Below are 24280 nucleotides of genomic sequence, written 5' to 3'. Positions count from 1 at the left end.
GGCCGCGTCGATTGATTCGGAATACCAATCGATTGACCCGGTTATTCGCGTCGAAACCGGTCCTGCCCGCCGGGCCGCGCATCCGATGCCGGCGGCCCGGACGCGCACGGCCGCGTCAGACGACGCTGCGCTTGATCGCCTGCAGCTCGGCCGTCGTCACGATCTTCTCGATGCGGAAGCGCGGGCTTTCCAGCCACACGTTCGCGATCCGCCGGTATTCGTCGAGGTCCTCGCACGCGAGCCGCACGAGAAAATCGAACGTGCCGCTGACGAGCCAGCAGTCGAGCACCGCCGGATTGTTCCGCATCTCGTCCTCGAACGGCGCCTGCGAACGCCCATGGTCGGCCAGCACGATCTGCGCAATCACGACGATCGGCTTGGTCGCGCGCGGCGCGTTGATCACCGCCCGATAGCCCGCGATCACGCCGAGGGCCTCGAGCCGCTCCACGCGCGCCTGACACGGACGCGGCGTGAGGTTCACGAGCTCCGACAGCTTCCGGTACGAAATGCGTCCGTCGGTGCGCAGGATGTCGAGAATCCGGAGGTCGATCTTGTCGAGCTGCATTTTCTTGTCGGTCATCCGCGTTCGCTCCGGTCGGGTCGTGGCTGGTGCGCGGAGCATCTCCCCCAGTTCCGCGCGGGGCCACATTATCCGGCCGAAGCGGCCGCGCGCCAATCGGCTAGAAGCGCAGCGACAGGCAGGTCAGGCCGCCGTCCATCTTGCGGAACTCGCTCGTGTCGATCACGTGAAGCGGCAGCCCGAGCGACTGAATCGCGTCGTGCACCCGCGGATAGCCGGCCGGCGTGATCAGCGTGCCGTTCACGCGCAGCGTGTTGCCCGCGTATTCGTCGTCAGCCGAGATGGCGATCCGGCGATACTCGGCGAATGCCGGATGCGCGGCCAGCGCCTCGGTCACGAGCAGCGTGTCGTCGCCGAGCGCATTGACGACCGACTTCAGGTGCAGGCCCGCGCCGACCGGCACCGCGACGACCGAATAGCCGAAGCGCGACACCAGCGACTCGAACTCGGCAATGCCCTCGGCATCGGTGCGGCTCGTCAGGCCGATGTAGAAGCGCTTGCCGACCAGCATCACGTCGCCGCCGTCGAGACGGCCGGTTTGCATCGGCAGCAGGTCGCGATGCGCGCCGAGCGCCGCTTCGATGTGCGCCGTCTCGCCGCGCCGTGCAGGCGCGCCCGGGCGCGTGATCACCGCGAATTCGGGCGTGACGACGGCGACGTCCTCGACGAAGTGCGAATCGGGGAACGCGTCCAGCGGCGGCAGTTCGGTCAGCTCGACACCGAGGCCGCGCAGCGCATCGCAGTACGCGTGGAACTGCGTGAGCGTCTTGTCGTAATCGGGCGCGCCGAGCGCGGCGGTGGTGAGACCCGCGCCGCAGGACGGCGCAGGACGGCGAACGATCGCTTGCGTGAATTGCATCGACTCCTCCATGGTCACGCTGCCCCGTGCGTCACACGGGGGAGCTGCGTTGTGTCCGGACCATTATCGGAAGCCAAATTGCGCAATTTGCGTCGAATTCTGGCGTTCCCGCAGCCGATCGCGTCGAATTGCAGGCGGGACGCAGCGGATTCGGCAGAAGGCCGGCATGCGCGACGCAAATGCGCGGTACACAGATGCCGGACCGGCCAAGCCGCCGCTGCGACGGTCAGGCAGCCACGGGCAAGAATCCCATTTGCGCGCGCCCCAGCGCCGTGAGATCGCTTTCGCCCCCTCGTCCGTCGAAATCGACCTCGAAATGGTCGGCCGGAAAATCGGGCGGGCTGTCGCCACCCAGGAACGCGGGCCGCTGGCGCTGCAGGTACGCATCGTTCTTCGCGCAACCGGGCGCGGCCGCGATGTACATCACGTTGCTGTCGCCGGTGCCGCGATGCGCATCCTCGACCGCGTGCACGACGTCGCCATGCCAGAACACCGCATCGCCCGGCTCCATGTGCGGAATCGGCACCAGCGCGTCGAGCAGCAACGCATGCCATTCGGGCAGGATCGACAACGCGCGACCCGGGCGCGCGCCGCACAGGTCCTCGTCGGCGACGTCGTCCTGCAGCGCGCGCAGCACGACGTACGCCATCGCATTGGCGATCGGGATCAGCTGCAGCGTGCCGTCGCCTGGCCCTTGCGGCGTCAGCGCGGTCCAGCCCTGAAACGTGCGGAACATCGAGCACACGGCCGGCGACGGAATTTCCTCGACGTCGGGGCGGAACGCGGCGTCGAATGGATCGTAATCGCGCCAGCGGCCGGCGAGCACGTGGCGATACACCTGCCGGAAATTCGCGCCGAGCCAGCGTTCGACCGAGCCGCCGTCGACGTGCGGCGACAGCCCGAGCGATGTCGATCCCGGCGGCCGGCGGCGGATCCGGTCCGCGTACACGGGCACCTGATCGGGATCGAAATGCGTGCGCGTGCCGTCCGCATGACGCCACAGGCGATTCAGGAACACGCGTGCCTGCGTGAGGGCCGGCGACTGGCGCGCGGCCACCTGCGGCTTCGACCAGTAGACGCCGTAGATCTGCGGCTTGCCCGACGCGAGGTTGCCGAAGTAGCGGTCCTCGGCACGTGCATGCAGCCGCTCGGCGAAGCGGTTCGCGTCCAGATAGGCGCCGATTTCGTCGTTCCAGTCGCGCGCCTGCTGCGCGTCGAACACGCCGCGAATCACCGCCGCGCCGTGCGCGCGAATCGCGGCGACCGCCTGCGGATCGACGCTGCCATTCGCGATATCCGCGAAGCGCAGCACCGGAATCACGTCGCGGCCATGCGCGTGCGCGCCGCAGATCGCGTCGACCTGCCGCGCGATGTCTCCCTCCAGCTCGCGGAAGGTGGCCGCATAACCGGGCAGGTCGGCGCGCAGCGCGCTTTTCGCCGTGCGGATGGCGGCCGGCAGATCGTCAATCGTCAGGTGCATCGTCGTCTCCTCGCTGAATCGTGTGTCATGGTGAGCATTCAGCGTACGGCCGCCGCGTCGCCGTCATTGACACTATCCAGTCAACTATCGATACAATCCTGACAACCGCTCGCTACTCGCGACGATGGCAGACCACGCACAGCTTGTTGCCGTCCGGATCGCGGAAATACGCGCCGTAGTAGTCGGGGTGATAGTGCGGCCGCAGGCCCGGCGGCCCGTCGCAGGTGGCGCCGTGCTGCAGCGCGAGTGCATGGCAGCGGTCGACCTGCGCGCGCGTGTGCGCGTCGAACGCGAGCGTGTGGCCGTTACCCGGTTCGGGCGCGCGGCCGTCGAAGGGCCTGCCGAAGAAGAACAACGGCCGGTCGGCATCGGCCGGCATCCAGCCCGACCAGCCATCCGGCTCGCTGAACTTCAGACGCAGCCCGAGTTCCGCGAGCAGCGGCGCGTAGAAGTCGTACGCGCGCGCGGTGTCGCTGACGCCTACGCAAACATGTGAAAACATGGCATCGCTCCGTCGTGACGATCGACCACGATCATGCCACGGCGCGTTGCCCCGCTCGCCCGGAGGTCGCGATGAAACCGCAGTACGAGCATGTGACGTTCGCCCCCGGCTGTTCGATTCGCGTGTACCACCGTCAGCTCGCGCACATTCCGTTCGAATGGCATCGACATCCCGAGTACGAACTGACGCTGACGCTGAACAGCCGGGGCCGGCGCTTCGTCGGCGATCATGTCGCCCACTACGCGGACGACGACCTGGTGCTCGTCCCGCCCAACCTGCCGCACACGTGGTCGTCGAATGCGCGCATCGATCGCGATGCGCCGGAAGTCGCGCTCGTCGTCTGGTTCGACGGCGACTGGGCCCGGCGCATTGCCGACTGCTGTCCCGAGTACGCGCCGCTGCGCTCGCTGCTGCGTCGCGCGGCGCCCGGCCTCGCGTTCGATGCCGAGACGGCCCGCGCGATGCGCGCACGCTTGCCGCAATTGCTCGACTCATCGCCGCGCGTTCGTCTCGCGGCCGCACTCGACACGCTCGCCGATCTCGCCGAAGCCGGCGGCGAACCGCTCGCCACCGCGCAGGCCTATGGCCGGCCCGACGCAGCGGCAACATCGCCTGCGTCGGCGGCGCCCGAAGCCGAGCGCCTCGACCGCGTGCTCGACGCGATCGACCGGCACTTCCACGAGCCGCTGCGCATCGACGCGCTCGCCGCCGTCGCGCACATGTCCGAACGCACGCTGCAGCGGCTGTTCGTGCGGCACCTCGGCGAAAGCGTCGGCCGCTACGTACAGCGGCTGCGGCTTGCGCATGCGTGCCGCCATCTGGTCGGCACCGACTGGCCGATCGCGACGGTCGCCGCGCGCTGCGGCATTCCGAACGCCGCGAACCTCAACCGCCAGTTCCTTGCCGCGCGCGGGATGACGCCCGGCGCATACCGGCAGTTCTTCGCGCGGCACGGTCACGCTCCCGACGCCGGCACGCCGCCACCGCTCGACACGCGGCCGCCATCGCTGGAACGCCGTGCCGTTCGGCCGCGCAAATGAAAACACCCCGGCGGGATGACCCACCGGGGTGTCGAGGCGTTGCGATTACCGGACGCGAGCGGCCTTGCGGCCGTTCGCGCCACGCGCGACTCAACGTTCGTTGAGCGGCTTCGCTTCGCGCGGCGTGTCGCCGATGAACAGCTGACGCGGACGGCCGATCTTCTGTTCCGGATCCGCGATCATTTCGTTCCACTGTGCGATCCAGCCGACCGTACGTGCCATCGCGAAGATACACGTGAACATCGACGTCGGGATGCCCAGCGCGCGCTGGACGATACCCGAGTAGAAGTCGACGTTCGGGTACAGCTTGCGCGATACGAAGTATTCGTCTTCCAGCGCGATCTTCTCGAGCTGCATCGCGAGCTTGAACAGCGGGTCGTCGTGCAGGCCGAGTTCGTTCAGCACTTCGTAGCACGTCTCGCGCATCAGCTTCGCACGCGGGTCGTAGTTCTTGTACACGCGGTGACCGAAGCCCATCAGCTTCACGCCCGAATTCTTGTCCTTCACCTGCTTGATGAATTCGGGGATGTTGTCCGGCGAACCGATCTGCTCGAGCATGTTCAGCGCGGCTTCGTTCGCACCGCCGTGCGCCGGGCCCCACAGACATGCGATACCGGCTGCGATACATGCGAACGGGTTCGCGCCCGACGAGCCGGCCAGGCGGACCGTCGACGTCGATGCGTTCTGCTCGTGGTCGGCGTGCAGGATCAGGATACGGTCGAGTGCGCGGACGAGCACGTCGTTGACCTTGTACTCTTCGCACGGGTTCGAGAACATCATGTGCATGAAGTTCGCGCTGTACGACAGCGAGTTCTTCGGATACACGAACGGCTGGCCGATGCTGTACTTGTATGCCATCGCGACGAGCGTCGGCAGCTTCGCGATCATGCGGATCGCCGACACTTCGCGGTGACGCGGATCGTTGATGTCGAGCGAGTCGTGGTAGAACGCGGACAGCGCGCCGACCGCGGCGACCAGGATCGCCATCGGGTGCGCGTCGCGGCGGAAGCCACGGAAGAAGAAGTGCATCTGCTCGTGCACCATCGTGTGCTTCGTGACCGTGTCGACGAATTCCTTCTTCTGCGCCGCGTTGGGCAGCTCGCCCTTCAGCAGCAGGTAGCAGGACTCGAGGAAGTCGGCATTCTGCGCGAGGTTGTCGATCGGGTAACCGCGGTACAGGAGTTCGCCCTTGTCGCCGTCGATGTACGTGATCGCCGAATTACACGAAGCCGTCGACATGAAGCCCGGGTCGTAAGTGAACTTGCCGGTCTGGCCGTACAGCTTGCGGATGTCGATCACGTCCGGGCCCATCGTGCCCTTGTAGATCGGCATTTCGACGCTCGGCGAGTTGTCGCTGAACGATAGCGTGGCTTTAACATCAGACGGAGTCATGGCACATCCTCAATCGAAATAAAGAAACGGGATTCGATAACGGGCGCAGCGCGTTACACCTTGGCGTTACACGTTGCGCAGCATCTCCAACAGCCGGTGAACGTCCGGGCTGTCTAGGTCGCCCTCTGGTTCCTTGCGCGCGAGGAGCAAGTCCATCAGGTCGTTGTCGCTCAGATCGAGCAGGCGCGACAACGCGCCTACGTCTGCATCGGTGAGGTCATGCTCGTATCTGCTGAAGAAACGCTCGAATACGATGTCGTTCTCCAGCAGACCCCGCCGCGCGCGCCAGCGAAGGCGCGCGCGACGGTGCGGGTCGGATTGATGCGAATCGTCGCTCATCACGAACTTTAAACCGCGCGACGGACCATCAGTTCCTTGATCTTGCCGATCGCCTTCGTCGGGTTCAGGCCCTTCGGGCAAACGTCGACGCAGTTCATGATCGTGTGGCAACGGAACAGACGGTACGGGTCTTCCAGGTTGTCGAGACGCTCGCCGGTGGCGGTGTCGCGGCTATCCGCGATGAAGCGGTAAGCCTGCAGCAGGCCGGCCGGGCCGACGAACTTGTCCGGGTTCCACCAGAAGCTCGGGCACGACGTCGAGCAGCTCGCGCACAGAATGCACTCGTACACGCCGTCGAGCTCGTCGCGCTCTTCCGGCGACTGGAGACGTTCCTTCTCCGGCGGCGGCGCGTCGTTGATCAGGTACGGCTTGATCGAGTGATACTGGTTGAAGAAGTGCGTCATGTCGACGATCAGGTCGCGCACGACGGGCAGGCCCGGCAGCGGACGCAGCACGATCTTCTGCGGCAGGTCGTTCAGGTTCGTCAGGCACGCGAGACCGTTCTTGCCGTTGATGTTCATCGCGTCGGAACCGCACACGCCTTCACGGCACGAGCGGCGGAACGACAGCGTCTCGTCCACGGCCTTCAGCTTGACCAGTGCGTCGAGCAGCATGCGCTCATGCTGGATCTCGAGCTCGTACGTCTGCATGCGCGGCGCCGCGTCCTTGTCCGGATCGTAGCGGTAGACTTCAAAAATGCGTTTTGCCATTTCGGATTCCTTTGACTCGGCTTAGAACGTGCGCGGCTTCGGCGGCACGGAGTCGACCGTCAGCGGCTTCATTTGAACCGGCTTGTAGTCGAGGCGATCGCCTTCGCTGTACCACAGCGTGTGGCGCAGCCAGTTGTCGTCGTCGCGGTGTTCGTAATCGCTGTGCGCGTGCGCGCCGCGGCTTTCCTTGCGCGCTTCCGCCGACACCATCGTCGCGCGGGCGACTTCGATCAGGTTCTCCAGCTCGAGCGCTTCGACGCGCGCGGTGTTGAACACCTTCGACTTGTCCTTCAGGTGGATGTTTTCCACGCGCGCCTTCAGGCCGGCCATCTGGTCGACGCCTTCCTTCAGCAGCGCCGACGTGCGGAACACGCCTGCATGCTTCTGCATCGTCGCGCGGATGTCGTTCGCGACGTCCTGCGTGTACTCGCCCGACGTCGACTTGTCGAGCTTGTTCAGGCGCGCCAGCGAGAACTCGCCCGCATCGGCCGGCAGCGGCTTGTGTTCCTTCTGGTTCTTCACGTGCTCGACGATGTGGTTGCCGGCCGCACGGCCGAACACCACGAGGTCCAGCAGCGAGTTCGTGCCGAGGCGGTTCGCGCCGTGCACGGACACGCACGAGCACTCGCCCACTGCGTAGAAGCCGTTGACTGGTTCCTTGTGGTCGCGCGACGTGCCGACGACCTGACCGTGGATGTTGGTCGGGATGCCGCCCATCTGGTAGTGGATCGTCGGGACGACCGGGATCGGCTCCTTGATGCAGTCGACGTTCGCGAACTTCAGCGCGATTTCGCGGATCGACGGCAGACGCTTCATGATCGTCTCGGCGCCGATGTGCGACAGGTCGAGCAGCACGTGATCCTTGTTCGGACCGACGCCGCGGCCTTCCTTGATTTCCTGGTCCATCGAACGCGACACGAAGTCACGCGGCGCCAGGTCCTTCAGCGTCGGTGCATAGCGCTCCATGAAGCGCTCGCCGTTCGAGTTGCGCAGGATGCCGCCTTCGCCACGCACGCCTTCGGTGATCAGCACGCCCGCGCCGGCCACGCCGGTCGGGTGGAACTGCCAGAACTCCATGTCCTGCAGCGCGATGCCCGAGCGCGCGGCCATGCCGAGGCCGTCGCCGGTGTTGATGAACGCGTTGGTCGATGCCGCGAAGATCCGGCCGGCACCGCCCGTCGCGAACAGCGTCGTCTTGCCTTCCATGATGTAGACGTCGCCCGTCTCCATCTCGAGGGCCGTCACGCCGAGCACGTCGCCGTCCGCGTCGCGGATCAGGTCGAGCGCCATCCATTCGACGAAGAACTGCGTCTTCGCTTCGACGTTCTGCTGGTACAGCGTGTGCAGCAGCGCGTGACCGGTACGGTCGGCGGCCGCGCAAGCGCGCTGGACGGGCTTCTCGCCGTAGTTCGCGGTGTGGCCGCCGAACGGACGCTGGTAGATCGTGCCGTCCGCGTTACGGTCGAACGGCATGCCGAAGTGTTCCAGTTCGTACACGACGTTCGGTGCTTCGCGGCACATGAACTCGATCGCGTCCTGGTCGCCGAGCCAGTCGGAACCCTTGATCGTGTCGTAGAAGTGGAAGTGCCAGTTGTCTTCGCTCATGTTGCCGAGCGACGCGCCGATGCCGCCTTGTGCGGCCACCGTGTGCGAACGGGTCGGGAACACCTTCGACAGCACGCCGACCGACAGGCCCGCGCGCGACAGTTGCAGCGCTGCGCGCAAGCCCGAGCCGCCCGCGCCGACGATCACCACGTCGAACTTGCGGCGCGGCAGGGAAGTTTTGATTGCAGCCATTCTTTACACTCTCCAGAGAATCTGCGCGGCGTAGCCCGCACATGCGAGCAGCCAGACGATGGTCAGCGATTGCAGCAGCAGGCGCACACCGACGGGCTTCACGTAGTCCATCCAGATGTCTCGCACGCCGACCCATGCGTGGTAGAAGAGGGAGAGCAGCGTCACGAAGGTCGCGAGCTTCATCCATTGCGCGGAGAAGATCGATGCCCAGCCTTCGTACGAGAAGTCATGCGCGCCGAAGAACAGCACGAGCAGAATGACCGTGTAGACCGCCATGATCGTGGCGGTGACGCGCTGCGCGAGCCAGTCGCGCAGGCCGTAGTGAGCGCCGACGACGAGGCGCTTCGAGCCGATTCGGTTGTTGGCTGCCATTTTCTTAGAATGCTCCGAACAGTTTGAGTGCCATGGCGATCGTCAGCGCGATCGAGACGACGAAGACGACGACGGCCGTCCGCTTGCCGCCTTCCTTCGAGACGGCGTCGTGGTTGACGTCCATCAGCAGGTGGCGAATGCCGGCGCAGAAATGGTGGAGGAACGCCCAGGACAACGCGAGGACGATCAGCTTGACGACGATGTTGGAGAGGAAAGCCTTGAAGACTTCGAAGCTGAGCTCGGAGGTGAGGCTCTGATCGAAGAGGAACAGCAGGAACGGCAGGAACAGGAACAGCAGCGCGCCGCTGATACGATGGAGAATCGACAATATCGCCGCCAGGGGCATGCGATATTTCAACGTGATGTCGCCGATTCCGATGTTCCGGTATTCCGGCCTCGGCTTTCTTACTGCGTCAGTCATGCTAGACCCCTACTATGTTGTCACACTAATCCGCGATTTTAGCGCCTTTTTATATCGCGCTGCAGCGAAAGTCTGCTCTGGATCATTACGCGAACGGGAATAAAGGCGGCCCGAAACGTGCTACGCGAGCGTGGGAAACGCGCATGCACGCATGCCTGTGCCGATACGTCGTCAGCTCAGGTCATTGTGATAGTAATACCCGGTCGTGACATACCATCCGCGCCGCACTTCCACCGGCCGGTCTCCGTATGTATAGGACACGCGCTCGACCGACAGCAAAGGGAAACCCGCCGGCACGTGCAGCAGGTCGGCCACCGCCGGCTCCGCCGCCACCGCGCGGATCTTCTCCGTCGCGCGGATCATCCGCGTGCCGAACTCCGTCTCGAACATCGCGTAGAGCGGGCCCTTGTACTCGCTCAGCCGCTCGAACGTGAGCCCGCGGAACATCGCGCCCGGCAGCCAGATCTCGTCGAGCACCGTCGCTTCGTTCTCGAACTCCAGCAGCCGGCGCACTTGCACGACCGGGTCGGCCGGCTTCAGGTCGAGCTGCCGCGCGATCTCGGCCGGCGCACGCAGGCGCCGGCATTCGAGCAGGCGGCTCACGTGCGGGTGCTCGGCACCGTCGTCGGCAAGCAGCCGCAAAAAGCGGAACTGCGCGCGATCTTCGTTGTGCGTTGCAACAAAAGTGCCCTTGCCCTGGCGCCGGACCACGAGGTTTTCGGCGGCCAGTTCGTCGATCGCCTTGCGAACGGTGCCCTGGCTGACCTTGTAACGGGCCGCGAGCTCCACTTCGCTCGGAATGATCTCGCCCGGCTTCCACTCGCCGGATTCCAGGCTTTGCGTGATCAATGACTTGATCTGCTGGTATAACGGACTGAAGGTGGGCGACGGCGACGCGGCAGGCGCCGGCACGGAATCGGCCGCGCCCGGCTGGCCTGGGCCGCCTGCGCCGGTCGGATTCGCGTTGTTCGCCTGGTTCGATGTCATGGCGCGCATTTCATCACAAACCGCGCTTTTCCGTCCACTCAAATTCCGCAAAACATCTGTCTTATATAAGACATATGATACCGTTTGACTTTGGGCCCGCCGGCTCCTACACTCCGGGGCGAGCAAGGGTTCGCGGGTGCAAAACGCGTCCCCGGCTACGTGCCACGGCCGTCTCCAGGTTCACCGCGTCTGCCTTTCGCGAGTCCTCCGCCCTGCTTCAATGCAACGCTTCGCGTAACGCGCATAGAATGGCGTTTTGCCTAGCGTCCACCGCTTCACCCGTCCTGGAGATTTTCAATGGCTAAGCCCGCAAAGCGCGTTGCCGTCACCGGCGCCGCAGGTCAAATCGCTTACTCCCTGCTGTTCCGCATCGCGAACGGCGACTTGCTCGGCAAGGACCAGCCGGTCATCCTGCAACTGCTCGACCTCCCGCAAGCCCAAGCCGCCGTCAAAGGCGTCGTGATGGAACTCGACGATTGCGCGTTCCCGCTGCTCGCGGGCGTCGTGATCACCGACGATCCGAAGGTTGCATTCAAGGATGCAGACGTCGCGCTGCTGGTCGGTGCACGTCCGCGCTCGAAGGGCATGGAGCGCAAGGACCTGCTGTCGGCGAACGCCGAGATCTTCACGGTCCAGGGCGCCGCGCTGAACGAAGTCGCGAGCCGCGACGTGAAGGTGCTGGTCGTCGGCAACCCGGCGAACACCAACGCGTACATCGCGATGAAGTCGGCACCGGATCTGCCGAAGAAGAACTTCACGGCGATGCTGCGCCTCGACCACAACCGCGCGCTGTCGCAGCTCGCGGCGAAGTCGGGCAAGCCGGTTGCATCGATCGAGAAGCTCGCCGTGTGGGGCAACCACTCGCCGACGATGTACCCCGACTTCCGCTTCGCGACCGCCGAAGGCGAGTCGCTGCTGAAGCTGATCAACGACGACGTGTGGAACCGCGACACGTTCATCCCGACCGTCGGCAAGCGCGGCGCGGCGATCATCGAAGCGCGCGGCCTGTCGTCGGCAGCGTCGGCAGCGAACGCGGCGATCGACCACGTGCGTGACTGGGTGCTCGGCACGAACGGCAAGTGGGTCACGATGGGCATCCCGTCGGACGGCTCGTACGGCATCCCCGAAGACATCATCTACGGCGTGCCCGTCACGTGCGAAAACGGCGAGTACAAGCGCGTCGAAGGCCTCGAGATCGACGCATTCTCGCGCGAGAAGATGGACGGCACGCTGGCCGAACTGCTCGAAGAGCGCGACGGCGTCGCTCACCTGCTGAAGAACTAAGCAGGCTGCATGGCCAGGCCGCCTCCGGGCGGTCCGGTCACGGCATGGGCGGCGGGCCTGCAGCCGGCCCCGCCGCCCGATCCGATCCGGGCACGTTTTGCCGCTCGACGCGCCGCGCGCGCCGGCCCAGAATGCGCCCGAATCCGATTTTCTCCACGTTGCCCGCTTCCTTGACGTAGAAGAGATGTCCGCGCTCACTCCTGCACAAGTGCTGTACGACGGGGCGTCCCCGCCCGCGATCCTGCCATGCTGCGATCACTACGCGGGCAGCGAGAAGCTGATGCGCAAGTCGCTCGCGCTCCAGGCCGAACTCGGCCCCGTGTTCGACATCACGCTCGACTGCGAGGACGGCGCGGCCGTCGGCCAGGAAGCCGCGCACGCGCAGCTCGTCGCCGACATCCTCGGCAGCGCCGAAAACCGCTTCGGGCGGGTCGGCGTCCGCATCCACGACTTTTCCCATCCCCACTGGCGCGACGACGTGCGCATCGTGCTGCGCGCCGCGCGCGCACCGGCCTACGTCACGCTCCCGAAAATCGCCAACGCCGCCGACGCGGCCGAAATGATCGCGTTCATCGAAGGCACGCGCCGCGAGCTCCGCCTCGCGCAGCCGATCCCGGTCGACGTGCTGGTCGAGACGCACGGCGCGCTCGCGCAGGCGGCAGCGCTCGCCGCGCTGCCGCTGGTCGGCACGCTCAGCTTCGGGCTGATGGACTTCGTGTCCGCGCATCACGGCGCGATTCCCGATGCGGCGATGCGCTCGCCCGGCCAGTTCGACCACCCGCTCGTGCGCCGCGCGAAGCTGGAAATCGCGGCGGCCTGCCACGCGCACGGCAAGACGCCGTCGCACAACGTGACGACGGAAGTGCGCGACATGGCCGTCGTCGCCGGCGACGCACGCCGCGCGCGCGACGAGTTCGCGTTCACGCGGATGTGGAGCATTCATCCCGCGCAGATTCGCCCGATCGTCGACGCATTCGCGCCGCGCACCGACGAAGTCGCGCTCGCCGCCGAGATCCTGCTGGCCGCGCAGGCCGCCGACTGGGGCCCGACGCGCCACGGCGATACACTGCACGACCGCGCGAGCTACCGCTATTACTGGTCGGTGCTGCGTCGTGCACGGGCGACCGGCCAGCCGGTGCCGGCCGAGGCCGCGCCGCTGTTCGGCCCGGCCGCCGGAGACGCGCGGTGAGCGCGCGCCGACACACGCATTTCATCGAATCACCGGAGCGTGAACCCGAGACAGGTTTGCGAAACGACAAAAAACGTAACGGAGCCCGAAAACCTGAAATATGCGCGGCCAAATAGGTGAAAATAGCGGCCGCTGCGCGCTTCCGGGGCGCGTGCAGTTTCAAACCGGCCGACGGTGTTTGCCGCCGGCCCTTGTCAACTGATTATCGAAAGGTTCTGACTCCATGAAGAAACTCCTGATCGCTACCGCCATCGGCGCGTTGTCCGCCACGATGCTGGTGTCGGCTCCGAGCGCGTTCGCCCAGGGTACGGCAACGACCGCGAAGAAGGCGGCCAAGCGCCCGGCGCCGGCCAAGCGCATCATCCCGCGCAGCAAGAAGGCGCAGGCGCGCGCAGCGGCCAAGGTCGATCCGGTGCCGGACGGCGCGGTCAAGTGGTCGTGCAAGGACGGCCTGTCGTTCGACCTGGCCGGCGACATGAAGCGTGACCAGGTCGTCACGGTTCACTGGGCGAAGAAGAACTACAAGCTGCCGCGTCAGGCCACGACGACGGGCGCCGACACGTTCTACGATCCGGCCGCTGGCTTCAAGCTGGTCGTGATCCCGAGCAAGGCGATGCTGTTCAGCGACGCCAACGGCGGCGAGCGTCTCGCCGACGAATGCGTGACGCCGGAAATGGCGCAAGGCACGCCGGCTCCGACGCAATCGAACGAGCTGAAGCCGGCAACGAACTAAGCGCGTCTTCACGCTCCCAGGGCCCTCGATGTCCGCCTCGGTCTCCAACGTCCGCCCCGCTCCGGATACGGTACTCGTCGATATCGTCGACTACGTGCTGAACACCGGAATCGACAGCGCGCTCGCGCTGGAGACGGCGCGTCATTGCCTGATCGACACGCTCGGATGCGGACTCGAGGCGCTGTCCTACCCTGCCTGCACCAAGCTGCTCGGCCCGGTCGTGCCCGGCACGATCGTGCCGAACGGCGCGAAGGTGCCCGGCACGTCCTTCCAGCTCGATCCGGTCAAGGCCGCTTTCGACATCGGCGCGACGATCCGCTGGCTGGACTTCAACGATACCTGGCTCGCCGCCGAATGGGGCCATCCGTCCGACAACCTCGGCGGCATCCTGGCGACGGCCGACTGGCTGTCCCGCACGGCCGTCGCGGCCGGCAGACGGCCGCTTGCCATGCGCGACGTGCTCGTCGCGATGATCCAGGCGCACGAGATCCAGGGCTGCCTCGCGCTCGAGAATTCGTTCAACGCGGTCGGCCTCGACCACGTGCTGCTCGTCAAGGTCGCGTCGACGGCCGTCGTCGGCCGCCTGCTCGGCCTCACGCGCGACGAGCTGATCAACGCGGTATCCAACGCATTCGTCGACGGCCACGCGCTGCGCACGTACCGCCACGCGCCGAACACCGGCTCGCGCAAGTCGTGGGCGGCCGGCGACGCGACCTCCCGCGCGGTGCGCCTCGCGCTGATCGCGAAAACGGGTGAAATGGGCTACCCGTCGGCGCTCACCGCGAAAACCTGGGGCTTCTACGATGTGCTGTTCGACGGCCAGCCGTTCCGCTTCCAGCGCCCGTACGGCACGTACGTGATGGAGAACGTGCTGTTCAAGATCGCGTTCCCCGCGGAATTTCACGCGCAGACGGCCGCCGAAGCCGCGCTGCAGCTGCACGCGCAACTGGCCGCGGCGGGCCGCACGACCGACGAGATCAGCCGGATCACGATTCGCACGCACGCGGCCGCGATCCGCATCATCGACAAGCAGGGGCCGCTCGCCAATCCGGCCGACCGCGACCACTGCATCCAGTACATGGTGGCCGTGCCGCTGCTGTTCGGCCGGCTGAGCGCGGCCGATTACGAAGACGCGGTCGCCGCCGATCCGCGCATCGACGCACTGCGCGCGAAGACCGTGTGCGTCGAGGATCCGCAGTTCACGAAGGATTACCATGACCCGGCCAGACGATCGATCGCGAACGCGCTGACGATCGAATTCGCGGACGGGTCGAAACTCGCCGAAGTGGCGGTCGAATACCCGATCGGCCATCGGCGTCGCCGTGCGGAGGGCATCCCGCTGCTGGTCGAGAAGTTCAGGACCAACCTCGCCCGCCGCTTCCCGGCAAAGCAGCAACAAGCGATTCTCGACGTGTCGCTGGACCAGGCAAAGCTCGAAGCGATGCCGGTCGATGAGTACGTCGACTTGTATGTGATATAGCCGTACAGCACTGTTTGTTTCCTAGCCTTAAACCCAGGAAAATCACCATGGCCCACAATCTCCACAAGACCCTCAAGGAATTCGACAGCGGTTCCGGCAAAGGCAAGTTCTACTCGCTGCCGCAGCTCGGCAAGGAACTGAAGACGAAGATCGAACGCCTTCCGGTGTCGATCCGTATCGTGCTCGAGTCCGTGCTGCGCAACTACGACGGCAAGAAGATCACCGAGGAACACATCGAGCAGCTCGCGAACTGGAAGCCGACCGCGAAGCGTGTCGACGAGATTCCGTTCGTGGTGTCGCGCGTCGTGCTGCAGGACTTCACGGGCGTGCCGCTGCTCGCCGACATCGCGGCCATGCGTGGTGTCGCGGAGCGCTCGGGCAAGAACCCGAAGAAGATCGAGCCGCTGGTGCCGGTGGATCTCGTCGTCGACCACTCGGTCCAGATCGACTACTTCCGCCAGAAGGACGCGCTCGACCTGAACATGAAGCTGGAATTCCAGCGCAACAACGAGCGCTATCAGTTCATGAAGTGGGGCATGCAGGCGTTCGACACGTTCAAGGTCGTGCCGCCGGGCGTCGGCATTGTCCACCAGGTGAACCTCGAGTATCTCGCGCGCGGCGTCCACAAGAAGGCGGATGGCGACGACACCGTGTACTACCCGGACACGCTCGTCGGCACGGACAGCCACACGACGATGATCAACGGCATCGGCGTGGTCGGCTGGGGCGTGGGCGGCATCGAGGCGGAAGCCGGCATGCTCGGCCAGCCGGTGTACTTCCTGACGCCGGACGTCGTCGGCGTCGAGCTGAAGGGCAAGCTGCGCGAAGGCGTGACGGCCACCGACCTGGTGCTCACGATCACCGAAATGCTGCGCAAGGAGAAGGTCGTCGGCAAGTTCGTCGAGTTCTTCGGCGAAGGCACGAAGTCGCTGTCGCTGCCGGATCGCGCAACGATCGGCAACATGGCGCCGGAATACGGCGCGACGATGGGCTTCTTCCCGGTCGACGAAAAGACCATCGAATACTTCGAAGGCACGGGCCGCACGAAGGCGGAAATCGCCGCGTTCGAGAACTACTTCAAGGCACAGAATCTGTTCGGCATTCCGAAGGCCGGCGACATCGACTACACGAAGACGGTGACGCTCGATCTCGCAACGGTCGCGCCGTCGCTGGCCGGCCCGAAGCGCCCGCAGGATCGCATCGAGATCGGCAACGTGAAGTCGACGTTCACCGAGCTGTTCTCGAAGCCGGTCGCGGAAAACGGCTTCGCGAAGAAGGCGGAAGACCTGAACGCGCAGTACACGACGAGCAATGGCGTCGACGTGAAGAACGGCGACGTGCTGATCGCCGCGATCACGTCGTGCACGAACACGTCGAACCCGAGCGTGCTGCTGGCCGCCGGCCTGCTCGCGAAGAAGGCCGTCGAAGCCGGCCTGACCGTCGCGCCGCACATCAAGACGTCGCTCGCGCCGGGATCGCGCATCGTCACCGAATACCTGACGAAGACGGGCCTGCTGCCCTACCTCGCAAAACTCGGTTTCGAAGTGGCCGCCTACGGCTGCACGACCTGTATCGGCAACGCGGGCGACCTGACGCCGGAGCTGAACGAAGCGATCACGAAGAACGACATCGTCGCGGCCGCGGTGCTGTCGGGCAACCGCAACTTCGAAGCGCGCATTCACCCGAACATCCGCGCGAACTTCCTCGCCTCGCCGCCGCTGGTCGTCGCCTACGCGATCGCCGGCAACATCACGCGCGACCTGATGACCGAGCCGGTCGGCAAGGGCAAGGACGGCTACGACATCTACCTCGGCGACATCTGGCCGACCAGCGAGGAAATCCACGCGCTGCTCAAGTTCGCGCTCGATCCGAAGAAGTTCGAGGACAACTACTCGAAGCTGACCAAGAAGGGCGACCTCTGGAGCAAGATCGAGGGCGAAACGGGCCAGGTCTACGACTGGCCGAAGTCGACCTACATCGCCGAGCCGCCGTTCTTCGGCAACGACTTCTCGATGGAGCCGGCCGCTTCGATCCCGACGGTCAAGGGCGCGCGCGCACTGGGCATCTTCGGTGACTCGGTCACGACCGACCACATCAGCCCGGCAGGCTCGATCAAGGAAGACTCGCCGGCAGGCAAGTGGCTGAAAGAAAACGGCGTGCAGAAGGCCGACTTCAACAGCTACGGCTCGCGCCGCGGCAACCACGACGTGATGATGCGAGGCACGTTCGCGAACGTGCGGATCAAGAACCTGATGATCCCGGCGAAGGCAGACGGCACGCGTGTCGAAGGCGGCCTGACGATTCATCAGCCGAGCGGCGAACAGCTGTCGATCTACGATGCGGCGATGAAGTATGTCGACGCCGGCACGCCGACCGTCGTGTTCGCGGGCGAAGAGTACGGCACGGGCTCGTCGCGCGACTGGGCCGCGAAGGGCACGCAACTGCTCGGCGTGAAGGCCGTGATCGCGCGCAGCTTCGAGCGGATCCACCGCTCGAACCTGGTCGGCATGGGCGTGCTGCCGCTGCAATTCAAGGGCGCGGACAGCGTCCAGTCGCTCGGCATCACCGGCGAGGAGACCTACGACATCGAAGGCCTCGGCGACGACTTCAAGCCGCAGCAGGACGTCACGCTGGTGATCCACCGCAAGAACGGCGAAACGACCCGCGTGCCGGTGCTGCTGCGCATCGATACGCCGATCGAAGTCGACTACTACAAGCACGGCGGGATCCTGCCGTTCGTGCTGCGCTCGCTGCTCGCAGCGTAAGCGCCCTGCTTTTGCAGGTGCCGCAGCCGCCTCGCGGGCGGTTGCGGCCGATTTGGAAGCCCGGCCTCGTGTCGGGCTTTTTTTATGCGCGCGCGGCGGCGCAAGCGCGATGCCGCCGGTCCGTCATGCGGCCTTGTCGCCGCTTGCCTTGGCCCCCGCGCGCGTGCGCACGTTCTTCTTCAGGTGCGCACGGTTGTAGTCGATCGCCGCGCGAACGAGACGCTTCAGCGCTCGCTTGTCGAGCGTGTCGCCTTCGAGGAAATCGATCGCGCGGCGCGCATTGCCGTCGAGGCCTGCGTTGAACAGCCCGTCAGGATCGGGCAGGTGCGCACCGTGCATGAACGTGAGCTTCACCTTGCCCTTGTGTGCGTTCGCGACGGCGATCATCCCGTCGCACGACCACACCGGGCTGCCCATCCATTTCCATTCCTCGACGATGCCGTCTTCGGCGGCGAGGATCGTCTCGCGCAGCGCAGCGAACGTCTTGCCGCGCCAGTCGGCGATGCCCGCGATCAGCGCGTCGATGCGGGCCGACGGTGCGAGGTCAGATGCGCTCATGCCCCGGCCTCCGATTCTTCATCGGGACGCGCCAGCACCTGTTCGAGCGACTCGAAGAACCGCACCCACCCGTGCTGAGCCCCGCGATATGCCTGTTCCTGATCCGCGCGGAAACCGGCCTGCTCCATGCGCAGCAGCGTGCCGCGCGGCGTCGGCGTGAGCGTCCAAGTGACGACGCTTTCGAGATCGTACGCAGCCCATGTATAGGAAAGCACGCGCTGCGGCTCGATCGTCAGCACTTTGCAGTCGACCGAACCCCAGTCCGCGCGGAAGCTGAACGCGCGCCCCGCGACGGGCTCGAAGTCGCTCTGCATCAGCCACGCCTCGATCAGGTGCGGTTGCGTGAGCGCACGCCAGATCTTCTCCGGCGGATGCGACAGTTCGCGTTCGACGACGACGGTACGCGTTTCGGCATTGGACTGGTTCATTGATCCATCCTTTTGAGCAGATCTTCGAGAGCGTCGAACCGGTTCTGCCAGAAGCCGGCCATCTGGCTGGTCCAGTCGATCAACGGAGTCAGCGCCTGCGGCTGTGCGCTGTAGTGCGTCTGCCGGCCTTCATGACGGTCGGTCACCAGCCCGGCCTGCTTCAGGACACCGAGATGCTTCGAGACGGCCGGCTGCGAGACGCCCGCGCGGGCCGTCAGCGCGGCGACCGTCAGCTCGCCGTCCGCACACAGGCGTTCGAAGAGCGCGCGGCGCGTGGGATCGGCAAGCGTCCTGAAAAGCATGTCGTGTGCGGTCTGCATGTCCAAATTCATAACTCATCGGTTATGAATCGAAGGATAGCAGTCGATCGGTCCGCGTCAAGGCGAAATTTCGCGGGCGGCGTCTTTCGCTCCCGCCGCGCGCTCGTTCGGCGGCGCGCGTCGAACGACAACGCAGCACTCGGCGGTGGACCTCGGACGCATCACGTCGGCACACCGTCGTCGGCATTCGAGTGTTTCCTCTAATCCGCCCGGCGCATCGGCTAACCGAAAGCACGCTGCAAGACTCGGCAATGCGCTGTTCCACAGTTCGGGAAACGCTCGTGATCGACCGGCCCCGTTTTCGTGCATCCGCGCGTTGCGGCGGCGTCGCGTGGGCGCCGCGGCCGCGCTTGACCACATAGTGCGACGCGCGACGCGCCGAGGTCCGATCGCACGCGATGCGCGTTCGCGGCGATTCGCTCCGCGATCACGCGCATTCCGATCCCGCAACGAACGAGTCGTGCGTGCAAGCGTCGTTGACCGCAGCGCGATCGCGTCGCGAACCGGTTCCGTTTGCCGACACCCACGGCGCATGCGCGCACGACGCCGCGCATGCGCGCGAACGCGCCGATGTCAGAACTGACAGCTATGGAAACTGGCAGCTACCTGAACGGCACCGACGCCCTACGCTCGTCACCGCTCGCGGCCTCACAAGGGCCGGGGGCTCCAGCAACGTCGTCTCTCCTAAAAAGGACTCCCGATGAAAAGAAACGCCTGGCTTGCCCTCCCCCTTCCGTCGCCCCGCCGCCTCGCATGCGCGTGGCCGCTCGTGTTCGCCGCCGGCGCGGCACATGCGACGACGGACTGGGTCGACACCCACACGAAGGCCTTTCTCACCGGCCCGCAATTGATGGCGCGCAGCGCGGCGCCATCGCTCGAACTCGCGGCCGGCGAGACGACCGACATCGTCGTCAGCCTGAAGCTGCGCAATGCCGCGCAACTCAAGCAACTGGCGCACGACGTGAACCGGCCCGGCAATGCGCATTACCGCCAGTACCTGACACACGAGCAGTTTCTCGCCAACTACGCACCGACCGATGCCCAGGTGAAATCCGTCGTCGACTATCTGCGCAAGAGCGGCTTCGTGAACATCGAAGTGGCGCCGAACCGGCTGCTGGTGTCCGCGCGCGGCACGGCCGGCACGGTGAAGACCGCGTTCAACACGTCGCTCGTGCACTTCCAGTACGCAGGCCGCTCGGGCTTCGCGAACGCGTCGACCGCGCAGGTGCCGCGCGCGCTCGGCGACGTCGTCGGCTCGGTGCTCGGGCTGCAGAACGTCGCGCGCGCACGGCCGATGCTGCGCATCGGCAACGTCGCGAAGCCGCAGGCACTCGCGGCCGGCACGGCCACCGGCCACTATCCGAAGGAATTCCCGGGCCTCTACAACGCGACCGGCGTGCCGACCGCGGCCGGCGTGACCGTCGGCATCATCACGATCGGCGGCGTGTCGCAAACGCTTCAGGACCTGAAGCAGTTCACGTCGAGCAACGGTTACGGCACGGTCACGACCCAGACCGTGAAGACCAACGGCACCGGCACGAGCGGCAGCTACAGCGACGACCAGGACGGCCAAGGCGAATGGGATCTCGACAGCCAGTCGATCGTCGGCTCGGCCGGCGGTCAGGTCGGCAAGCTGGTGTTCTACATGGCGGACCTGAACGCGGCGGGCAACACGGGGCTCACGCAGGCATTCAACCGCGCGGTATCGGACAACACCGCGAAGGTGATCAACGTGTCGCTCGGCTGGTGCGAGACCGACGCGAACGCGGACGGCACGCTCGACGCCGAGGAACAGATCTTCACGACAGCCGCAGCGCAAGGCCAGACGTTCTCGGTATCGTCGGGCGACGAAGGCGTGTACGAATGCAACAACCGCGGCTATCCGGACGGCGCGAACTACACGGTATCGTGGCCGGCCGCGTCGCCGCACGTGCTCGCGATCGGCGGCACGACCCTGTATACCACGTCGGCGGGCGCATTCTCGAACGAAACGGTGTGGAACGAAGGTCTCGACGGGAACGGCAAGCTGTGGGCGACGGGCGGCGGCGTCAGCACGATCCTGCCGGCACCGGCATGGCAATCGGGCAGCAATCGCCAGTTGCCCGACGTGTCGTTCGACGCCGCGCAAAGCACGGGCGCATACATCTACAACTACGGCCAGTTGCAGCAGATCGGCGGCACGAGCCTCGCCGCGCCGATCTTCACCGGCTTCTGGGCGCGTCTGCTCGCGGCGAACGGCACGGGTCTCGGTTTCCCGGCCGGCAAGTTCTATGCGGACATTCCGTCGAACCCGTCGCTCGTGCGCTATGACGTCGTGTCGGGGAACAACGGCTATCAGGGGTATGGCTACAAGGCAGGCACCGGCTGGGATCTGACGACCGGCTTCGGCAGCCTGAATATCGCGAACCTCAACAAGCTGATCCAGACGGGCGGCTTCTGAGCGTGATGCGAACGCCGGCGCGCGGCGCTCGTTCGCTGCGTGCCGGCGGGGAAATTCGCGGGCAGCGGGCGCCGCGCAACGCTATTGCGTCGCCTGCTCCTTCGTCGGCGCAGCGGCTGCCGACGCGACCGGCACGCCGGCCCGATGCGACGGCGCGAAGAGCCGCAGCCCGCTCGCGACGCTCGCGGCGCCCGCAAAGCCCGCGCCGAGCATTAGCGCGAGCGTCGGCCCGTGACGTCCGGCGATCCCGAACGACAGCGCGACGAGCGCCGCGCCGGTCGCCTGCCCGATCAACCGCGCGGTCGCGATGATGCCGCTCGCGCCGCCGCTACGCTCGGGCGGCGCGCTCGACATCAACGCCTTCAGGTTAGGCGACTGGAAGAAGCCGAAGCCCGCGCCGCACAGCATCATCCGCCAGCCGATGTCGATGACGTTCGGCGCGGCCGGCAACGCGGCGAGCGACACCATCCCCGCACTCAGCAGTGCGAGCCCGATCGCACCGAGCAATCCCGGAGGATAACGATCGGACAGCCGGCCCGCGATCGGCGCGGCAAGCGCGACGATCGCCGACCACGGCGTCATCAGGAAGCCGGTCTCCACCGCGTCGCGATGCAGCACGGTTTCGAAATAGAACGGCAGCGATACGAACGCGAGCCCCTGCGCGGCAAACGCGCACACGGCGGTCAGTGCGGACAGCGTAAACACGGGGCGGCGGAACAGATCGACCGGCAGCATCGGCGCCGGGTGCCCGGCCTGGCGACGGATCAGCAGCGCCCCGAACGCGAAGGCGACGGCGGCAGCCGTGAACACGATGGACAGCGGCCCGCGCTGCGCGAATTCGCCGAGCGCGAAGATCAGCGACGCGAAGGTGATCACGTTGAACAGCGCGGCGAGCGGATCGAACGCATGCTTGCCGCGCGCCGTCTGCGGCAGCGACGGAATCGCGACGGCAAGCGCGAGCATGCCGAGCGGCACGTTCACCGCGAACAGCCACGGCCACGCGGCCACCGACAGGATCAGCGACGCGATCGTCGGCCCGACCGCAAACGACACGCCGACGACGAGCGCGTTGAAGCCGACGCCGCGCCCGAGCCGGTGCGCGGGAAACAGGTTGCGGATGAGCGCGATGTTCACGCTCATGATCGCGCTCGCGCCGAAGCCCTGCACGATCCGCGCCGCCGTCAGCTGCGGCAGCGTCGCCGCGAGCGCGCAGCCGAGCGACGCGAGCGTGAATACCGCGAGGCCGGCGACATACACGCGCTTGTGCCCGACGATGTCGCCGAGCGACGCGAACGGCAGCAGCGTCGCGACCATCGCGAGCTGGTAGGCATTGATGATCCACACCGACGCGGCCGGCGACGCGTGCAGGTCGGTGGCGATCGCGGGCAGCGCGGTGTTCGCGATTGCCGTATCGAGCGTCGCGAGCGCGACGGCGAGCAGCACGGCGGACATCGCGCGCCAGTTGACGACCGGCTCGCGGGTGCCGGCGGGAGATGCGAATTCTGACAAGATGAGGTTCGGCTGACGAGCGACGCACGGCGTCGCGGATTGAGCGGCGCGGCACCGGGCGCCCATCCTGCAGGAACGGAACGCGCGTCGCCGCGAGCCGTATTGTTGCAGAGCCTCATCGAGCGTGCAGGCAGCCGCTTCGTTCGTCAGCGAAACGAAAGCTTTGGTGTGCTGCGCCCGGTGCGCGCCATCGTTGAGATCGCAACGATCGAGCGCATGCCGGGCGCCGCGATGGCGGCCGTCACGACACCGCGCGTCGCGCGTTGCGTCCGCGCAGCCATTCGAGCGCGAGCAGCAGGCTCGTCGAGAAGATGATCAGGATCGTCGCGAGCGCGGCGATCGTCGGGCTGATGTTCTCGCGAATGCCCGTAAACATCTGGCGCGGCAGCGTCGTCTGGTCCGCGCCCGCGAGGAACAGCGTGACGACCACTTCGTCGAACGACGTCGCGAACGCGAACAGCGCGCCGGACATCACGCCCGGCGCAATCACCGGCAGCGTCACGCGGAAGAACGTCGTGACGGGATTCGCGCCCAGCGACAGGCTCGCGCGCACCAGGTTCTGGTTGAAGCCCTGCAACGTCGCTGCGACCGTCGTCACGACGAACGGCACGCCGAGCGCCGCGTGCGCGGCAATCAGCCCGGTGTAGGTATTCGCGAGCCCGAGCGGTGCGAAGAACAGGTACATGCCGACGCCGACCACGACGACGGGCACGATCATCGGCGACAGCAGCACGGCCATCAGGAGGCCCTTGCCGCGGAAATTAGCCTTCGTGAGGCCGATCGCGGCGAGCGTGCCGAGCACGGTCGCGACGACGGTCGCCGACGGCGCGACGATGAAGCTGTTCTTCGCGGCCATCCGCCACTCGTCCGATGCGATCAGGTTCTCGTACCAGCGCGTCGAGAAGCCCGGGATCGGATAGACGAGGAACGTGCTCGACGAAAACGACAGCGGCACGATCGCAAGCACCGGCAGGATCAGATACAGCAGCGTCAGCACGACGAGCACGCGCAGCGCGACGTACCACGCGCGCTCGACGAACGACATGTGCGGCGCGAACAGCGGCCTGGCGAGTTTCATGGTGGGCATCCCCTTCC

General features: G+C 66.1%; 23 protein-coding genes. 7 read left to right on the top strand and 16 right to left on the bottom strand.

What is annotated here, in order from left to right; translation table 11 throughout:
• Window positions 1-115: 115 nt before the first annotated feature.
• The 4 genes from WS51_RS03160 to WS51_RS03145 form a co-directional block, all read right to left on the bottom strand.
• Window positions 116-580 carry an Lrp/AsnC family transcriptional regulator gene (locus WS51_RS03160; RefSeq protein WP_059506336.1) on the bottom strand — a complete coding sequence of 155 codons (465 nt, stop codon included), beginning with the start codon at window positions 578-580 and terminating at the stop codon, window positions 116-118.
• 100 nt (window positions 581-680) lie between these two features.
• A complete protein-coding gene (locus tag WS51_RS03155) occupies window positions 681-1439 on the bottom strand; it encodes a dimethylarginine dimethylaminohydrolase family protein (RefSeq protein WP_059792510.1) in 759 nt (252 codons plus the stop codon).
• A 226-nt stretch (window positions 1440-1665) separates the two neighbouring features.
• On the bottom strand, window positions 1666-2919 hold the full coding sequence (locus WS51_RS03150) for a DUF1479 domain-containing protein (RefSeq protein ID WP_069228577.1): 1254 nt from the start codon (window positions 2917-2919) through the stop codon (window positions 1666-1668).
• Window positions 2920-3031: 112 nt separating this feature from the next.
• A complete protein-coding gene (locus tag WS51_RS03145; protein ID WP_060022797.1) occupies window positions 3032-3421 on the bottom strand; it encodes a VOC family protein in 390 nt (129 codons plus the stop codon).
• A 71-nt stretch (window positions 3422-3492) separates the two neighbouring features.
• Between WS51_RS03145 and WS51_RS03140 the strand changes: the two genes are divergently transcribed.
• Window positions 3493-4461, top strand: coding sequence for a helix-turn-helix domain-containing protein (locus WS51_RS03140; RefSeq protein ID WP_069229105.1), 969 nt, complete (start codon window positions 3493-3495; stop codon window positions 4459-4461).
• A gap of 90 nt (window positions 4462-4551) precedes the next feature.
• On the opposite strand, the gene gltA is transcribed toward WS51_RS03140, so the two are convergent.
• From gltA to WS51_RS03105, 7 genes are all read right to left on the bottom strand, one after another.
• Window positions 4552-5853, bottom strand: coding sequence for a citrate synthase (gltA, locus tag WS51_RS03135; protein WP_059450791.1), 1302 nt, complete (start codon window positions 5851-5853; stop codon window positions 4552-4554).
• Between the two features lie 66 nt (window positions 5854-5919).
• A complete protein-coding gene (locus tag WS51_RS03130) occupies window positions 5920-6192 on the bottom strand; it encodes an FAD assembly factor SdhE (protein WP_059450790.1) in 273 nt (90 codons plus the stop codon).
• 8 nt (window positions 6193-6200) lie between these two features.
• Window positions 6201-6902, bottom strand: a complete 702-nt coding sequence (locus WS51_RS03125; RefSeq protein ID WP_011658352.1) for a succinate dehydrogenase iron-sulfur subunit — start codon at window positions 6900-6902, stop codon at window positions 6201-6203.
• A gap of 21 nt (window positions 6903-6923) precedes the next feature.
• Window positions 6924-8699, bottom strand: coding sequence for a succinate dehydrogenase flavoprotein subunit (gene sdhA, locus WS51_RS03120; RefSeq protein WP_059450789.1), 1776 nt, complete (start codon window positions 8697-8699; stop codon window positions 6924-6926).
• 3 nt (window positions 8700-8702) lie between these two features.
• Window positions 8703-9071, bottom strand: coding sequence for a succinate dehydrogenase, hydrophobic membrane anchor protein (sdhD, locus tag WS51_RS03115; RefSeq protein WP_006399546.1), 369 nt, complete (start codon window positions 9069-9071; stop codon window positions 8703-8705).
• A gap of 4 nt (window positions 9072-9075) precedes the next feature.
• The gene (gene sdhC / locus WS51_RS03110) at window positions 9076-9492 is read right to left on the bottom strand and encodes a succinate dehydrogenase, cytochrome b556 subunit (RefSeq protein WP_059450788.1); all 417 of its coding nucleotides are present in this window, start codon (window positions 9490-9492) and stop codon (window positions 9076-9078) included.
• Window positions 9493-9663: 171 nt separating this feature from the next.
• Window positions 9664-10488 carry a GntR family transcriptional regulator gene (locus tag WS51_RS03105; protein WP_059450787.1) on the bottom strand — a complete coding sequence of 275 codons (825 nt, stop codon included), beginning with the start codon at window positions 10486-10488 and terminating at the stop codon, window positions 9664-9666.
• Between the two features lie 288 nt (window positions 10489-10776).
• Between WS51_RS03105 and WS51_RS03100 the strand changes: the two genes are divergently transcribed.
• From WS51_RS03100 to acnA, 5 genes are all read left to right on the top strand, one after another.
• Window positions 10777-11763, top strand: a complete 987-nt coding sequence (locus WS51_RS03100) for a malate dehydrogenase (protein WP_006487742.1) — start codon at window positions 10777-10779, stop codon at window positions 11761-11763.
• Window positions 11764-11947: 184 nt separating this feature from the next.
• Window positions 11948-12952 carry an HpcH/HpaI aldolase/citrate lyase family protein gene (locus tag WS51_RS03095; RefSeq protein WP_069228576.1) on the top strand — a complete coding sequence of 335 codons (1005 nt, stop codon included), beginning with the start codon at window positions 11948-11950 and terminating at the stop codon, window positions 12950-12952.
• Between the two features lie 223 nt (window positions 12953-13175).
• Window positions 13176-13685: a hypothetical protein gene (locus WS51_RS03090; RefSeq protein ID WP_059506345.1), complete on the top strand. Its 510-nt coding sequence runs from the start codon at window positions 13176-13178 to the stop codon at window positions 13683-13685.
• 28 nt (window positions 13686-13713) lie between these two features.
• Window positions 13714-15165, top strand: a complete 1452-nt coding sequence (locus WS51_RS03085; protein ID WP_059543083.1) for a bifunctional 2-methylcitrate dehydratase/aconitate hydratase — start codon at window positions 13714-13716, stop codon at window positions 15163-15165.
• Window positions 15166-15212: 47 nt separating this feature from the next.
• A complete protein-coding gene (acnA, locus tag WS51_RS03080) occupies window positions 15213-17930 on the top strand; it encodes an aconitate hydratase AcnA (protein WP_059543080.1) in 2718 nt (905 codons plus the stop codon).
• A 123-nt stretch (window positions 17931-18053) separates the two neighbouring features.
• Here the strand turns inward: acnA and WS51_RS03075 are convergent, their stop codons facing one another.
• The 3 genes from WS51_RS03075 to WS51_RS03065 are packed head-to-tail and all read right to left on the bottom strand — an operon-like array spanning window position 18054 to window position 19236.
• Window positions 18054-18488: a DUF1801 domain-containing protein gene (locus WS51_RS03075; protein WP_069228575.1), complete on the bottom strand. Its 435-nt coding sequence runs from the start codon at window positions 18486-18488 to the stop codon at window positions 18054-18056.
• Window positions 18485-18916, bottom strand: coding sequence for an SRPBCC family protein (locus tag WS51_RS03070; protein ID WP_069228574.1), 432 nt, complete (start codon window positions 18914-18916; stop codon window positions 18485-18487). The genes WS51_RS03075 and WS51_RS03070 overlap by 4 nt, the downstream gene beginning before the upstream one ends.
• Window positions 18913-19236, bottom strand: coding sequence for an ArsR/SmtB family transcription factor (locus WS51_RS03065; RefSeq protein ID WP_059543138.1), 324 nt, complete (start codon window positions 19234-19236; stop codon window positions 18913-18915). Before WS51_RS03065 ends, WS51_RS03070 begins: the two co-directional genes overlap by 4 nt.
• Window positions 19237-19936: 700 nt before the next feature.
• Here WS51_RS03065 and WS51_RS03060 point away from each other — a divergent pair.
• Window positions 19937-21676: a S53 family peptidase gene (locus WS51_RS03060; RefSeq protein ID WP_059770711.1), complete on the top strand. Its 1740-nt coding sequence runs from the start codon at window positions 19937-19939 to the stop codon at window positions 21674-21676.
• Between the two features lie 81 nt (window positions 21677-21757).
• On the opposite strand, the gene WS51_RS03055 is transcribed toward WS51_RS03060, so the two are convergent.
• Both WS51_RS03055 and WS51_RS03050 read right to left on the bottom strand, forming a co-directional pair.
• Window positions 21758-23185 (bottom strand): MFS transporter, encoded by a 1428-nt coding sequence (locus tag WS51_RS03055; protein ID WP_196483966.1) that lies wholly within the window; start codon window positions 23183-23185, stop codon window positions 21758-21760.
• Between the two features lie 241 nt (window positions 23186-23426).
• On the bottom strand, window positions 23427-24263 hold the full coding sequence (locus WS51_RS03050; RefSeq protein ID WP_069228573.1) for an ABC transporter permease: 837 nt from the start codon (window positions 24261-24263) through the stop codon (window positions 23427-23429).
• Window positions 24264-24280: the final 17 nt, after the last annotated feature.

The sequence above is a fragment of the Burkholderia territorii genome (assembly GCF_001718335.1).
Classification (GTDB): Bacteria; Pseudomonadota; Gammaproteobacteria; order Burkholderiales; family Burkholderiaceae; genus Burkholderia; species Burkholderia territorii.
The sequence above is the reverse complement of the archived record's forward strand: the minus strand, read 5'-3'. Positions and strand labels throughout refer to the sequence as shown.

What these genes read in the sequence shown, in the direction of transcription:
- WS51_RS03160 (WP_059506336.1), bottom strand. Translation starts at nt 580, where the DNA reads ATGACCGACAAGAAAATGCAGCTCGACAAGATCGACCTCCGGATTCTC.
- WS51_RS03155 (WP_059792510.1), bottom strand. Translation starts at nt 1,439, where the DNA reads ATGCAATTCACGCAAGCGATCGTTCGCCGTCCTGCGCCGTCCTGCGGC.
- WS51_RS03150 (WP_069228577.1), bottom strand. Translation starts at nt 2,919, where the DNA reads ATGCACCTGACGATTGACGATCTGCCGGCCGCCATCCGCACGGCGAAA.
- WS51_RS03145 (WP_060022797.1), bottom strand. Translation starts at nt 3,421, where the DNA reads ATGTTTTCACATGTTTGCGTAGGCGTCAGCGACACCGCGCGCGCGTAC.
- WS51_RS03140 (WP_069229105.1), top strand. Translation starts at nt 3,493, where the DNA reads ATGAAACCGCAGTACGAGCATGTGACGTTCGCCCCCGGCTGTTCGATT.
- gltA (WP_059450791.1), bottom strand. Translation starts at nt 5,853, where the DNA reads ATGACTCCGTCTGATGTTAAAGCCACGCTATCGTTCAGCGACAACTCG.
- WS51_RS03130 (WP_059450790.1), bottom strand. Translation starts at nt 6,192, where the DNA reads ATGAGCGACGATTCGCATCAATCCGACCCGCACCGTCGCGCGCGCCTT.
- WS51_RS03125 (WP_011658352.1), bottom strand. Translation starts at nt 6,902, where the DNA reads ATGGCAAAACGCATTTTTGAAGTCTACCGCTACGATCCGGACAAGGAC.
- sdhA (WP_059450789.1), bottom strand. Translation starts at nt 8,699, where the DNA reads ATGGCTGCAATCAAAACTTCCCTGCCGCGCCGCAAGTTCGACGTGGTG.
- sdhD (WP_006399546.1), bottom strand. Translation starts at nt 9,071, where the DNA reads ATGGCAGCCAACAACCGAATCGGCTCGAAGCGCCTCGTCGTCGGCGCT.
- sdhC (WP_059450788.1), bottom strand. Translation starts at nt 9,492, where the DNA reads ATGACTGACGCAGTAAGAAAGCCGAGGCCGGAATACCGGAACATCGGA.
- WS51_RS03105 (WP_059450787.1), bottom strand. Translation starts at nt 10,488, where the DNA reads ATGCGCGCCATGACATCGAACCAGGCGAACAACGCGAATCCGACCGGC.
- WS51_RS03100 (WP_006487742.1), top strand. Translation starts at nt 10,777, where the DNA reads ATGGCTAAGCCCGCAAAGCGCGTTGCCGTCACCGGCGCCGCAGGTCAA.
- WS51_RS03095 (WP_069228576.1), top strand. Translation starts at nt 11,948, where the DNA reads ATGTCCGCGCTCACTCCTGCACAAGTGCTGTACGACGGGGCGTCCCCG.
- WS51_RS03090 (WP_059506345.1), top strand. Translation starts at nt 13,176, where the DNA reads ATGAAGAAACTCCTGATCGCTACCGCCATCGGCGCGTTGTCCGCCACG.
- WS51_RS03085 (WP_059543083.1), top strand. Translation starts at nt 13,714, where the DNA reads ATGTCCGCCTCGGTCTCCAACGTCCGCCCCGCTCCGGATACGGTACTC.
- acnA (WP_059543080.1), top strand. Translation starts at nt 15,213, where the DNA reads ATGGCCCACAATCTCCACAAGACCCTCAAGGAATTCGACAGCGGTTCC.
- WS51_RS03075 (WP_069228575.1), bottom strand. Translation starts at nt 18,488, where the DNA reads ATGAGCGCATCTGACCTCGCACCGTCGGCCCGCATCGACGCGCTGATC.
- WS51_RS03070 (WP_069228574.1), bottom strand. Translation starts at nt 18,916, where the DNA reads ATGAACCAGTCCAATGCCGAAACGCGTACCGTCGTCGTCGAACGCGAA.
- WS51_RS03065 (WP_059543138.1), bottom strand. Translation starts at nt 19,236, where the DNA reads ATGCAGACCGCACACGACATGCTTTTCAGGACGCTTGCCGATCCCACG.
- WS51_RS03060 (WP_059770711.1), top strand. Translation starts at nt 19,937, where the DNA reads ATGAAAAGAAACGCCTGGCTTGCCCTCCCCCTTCCGTCGCCCCGCCGC.
- WS51_RS03050 (WP_069228573.1), bottom strand. Translation starts at nt 24,263, where the DNA reads ATGAAACTCGCCAGGCCGCTGTTCGCGCCGCACATGTCGTTCGTCGAG.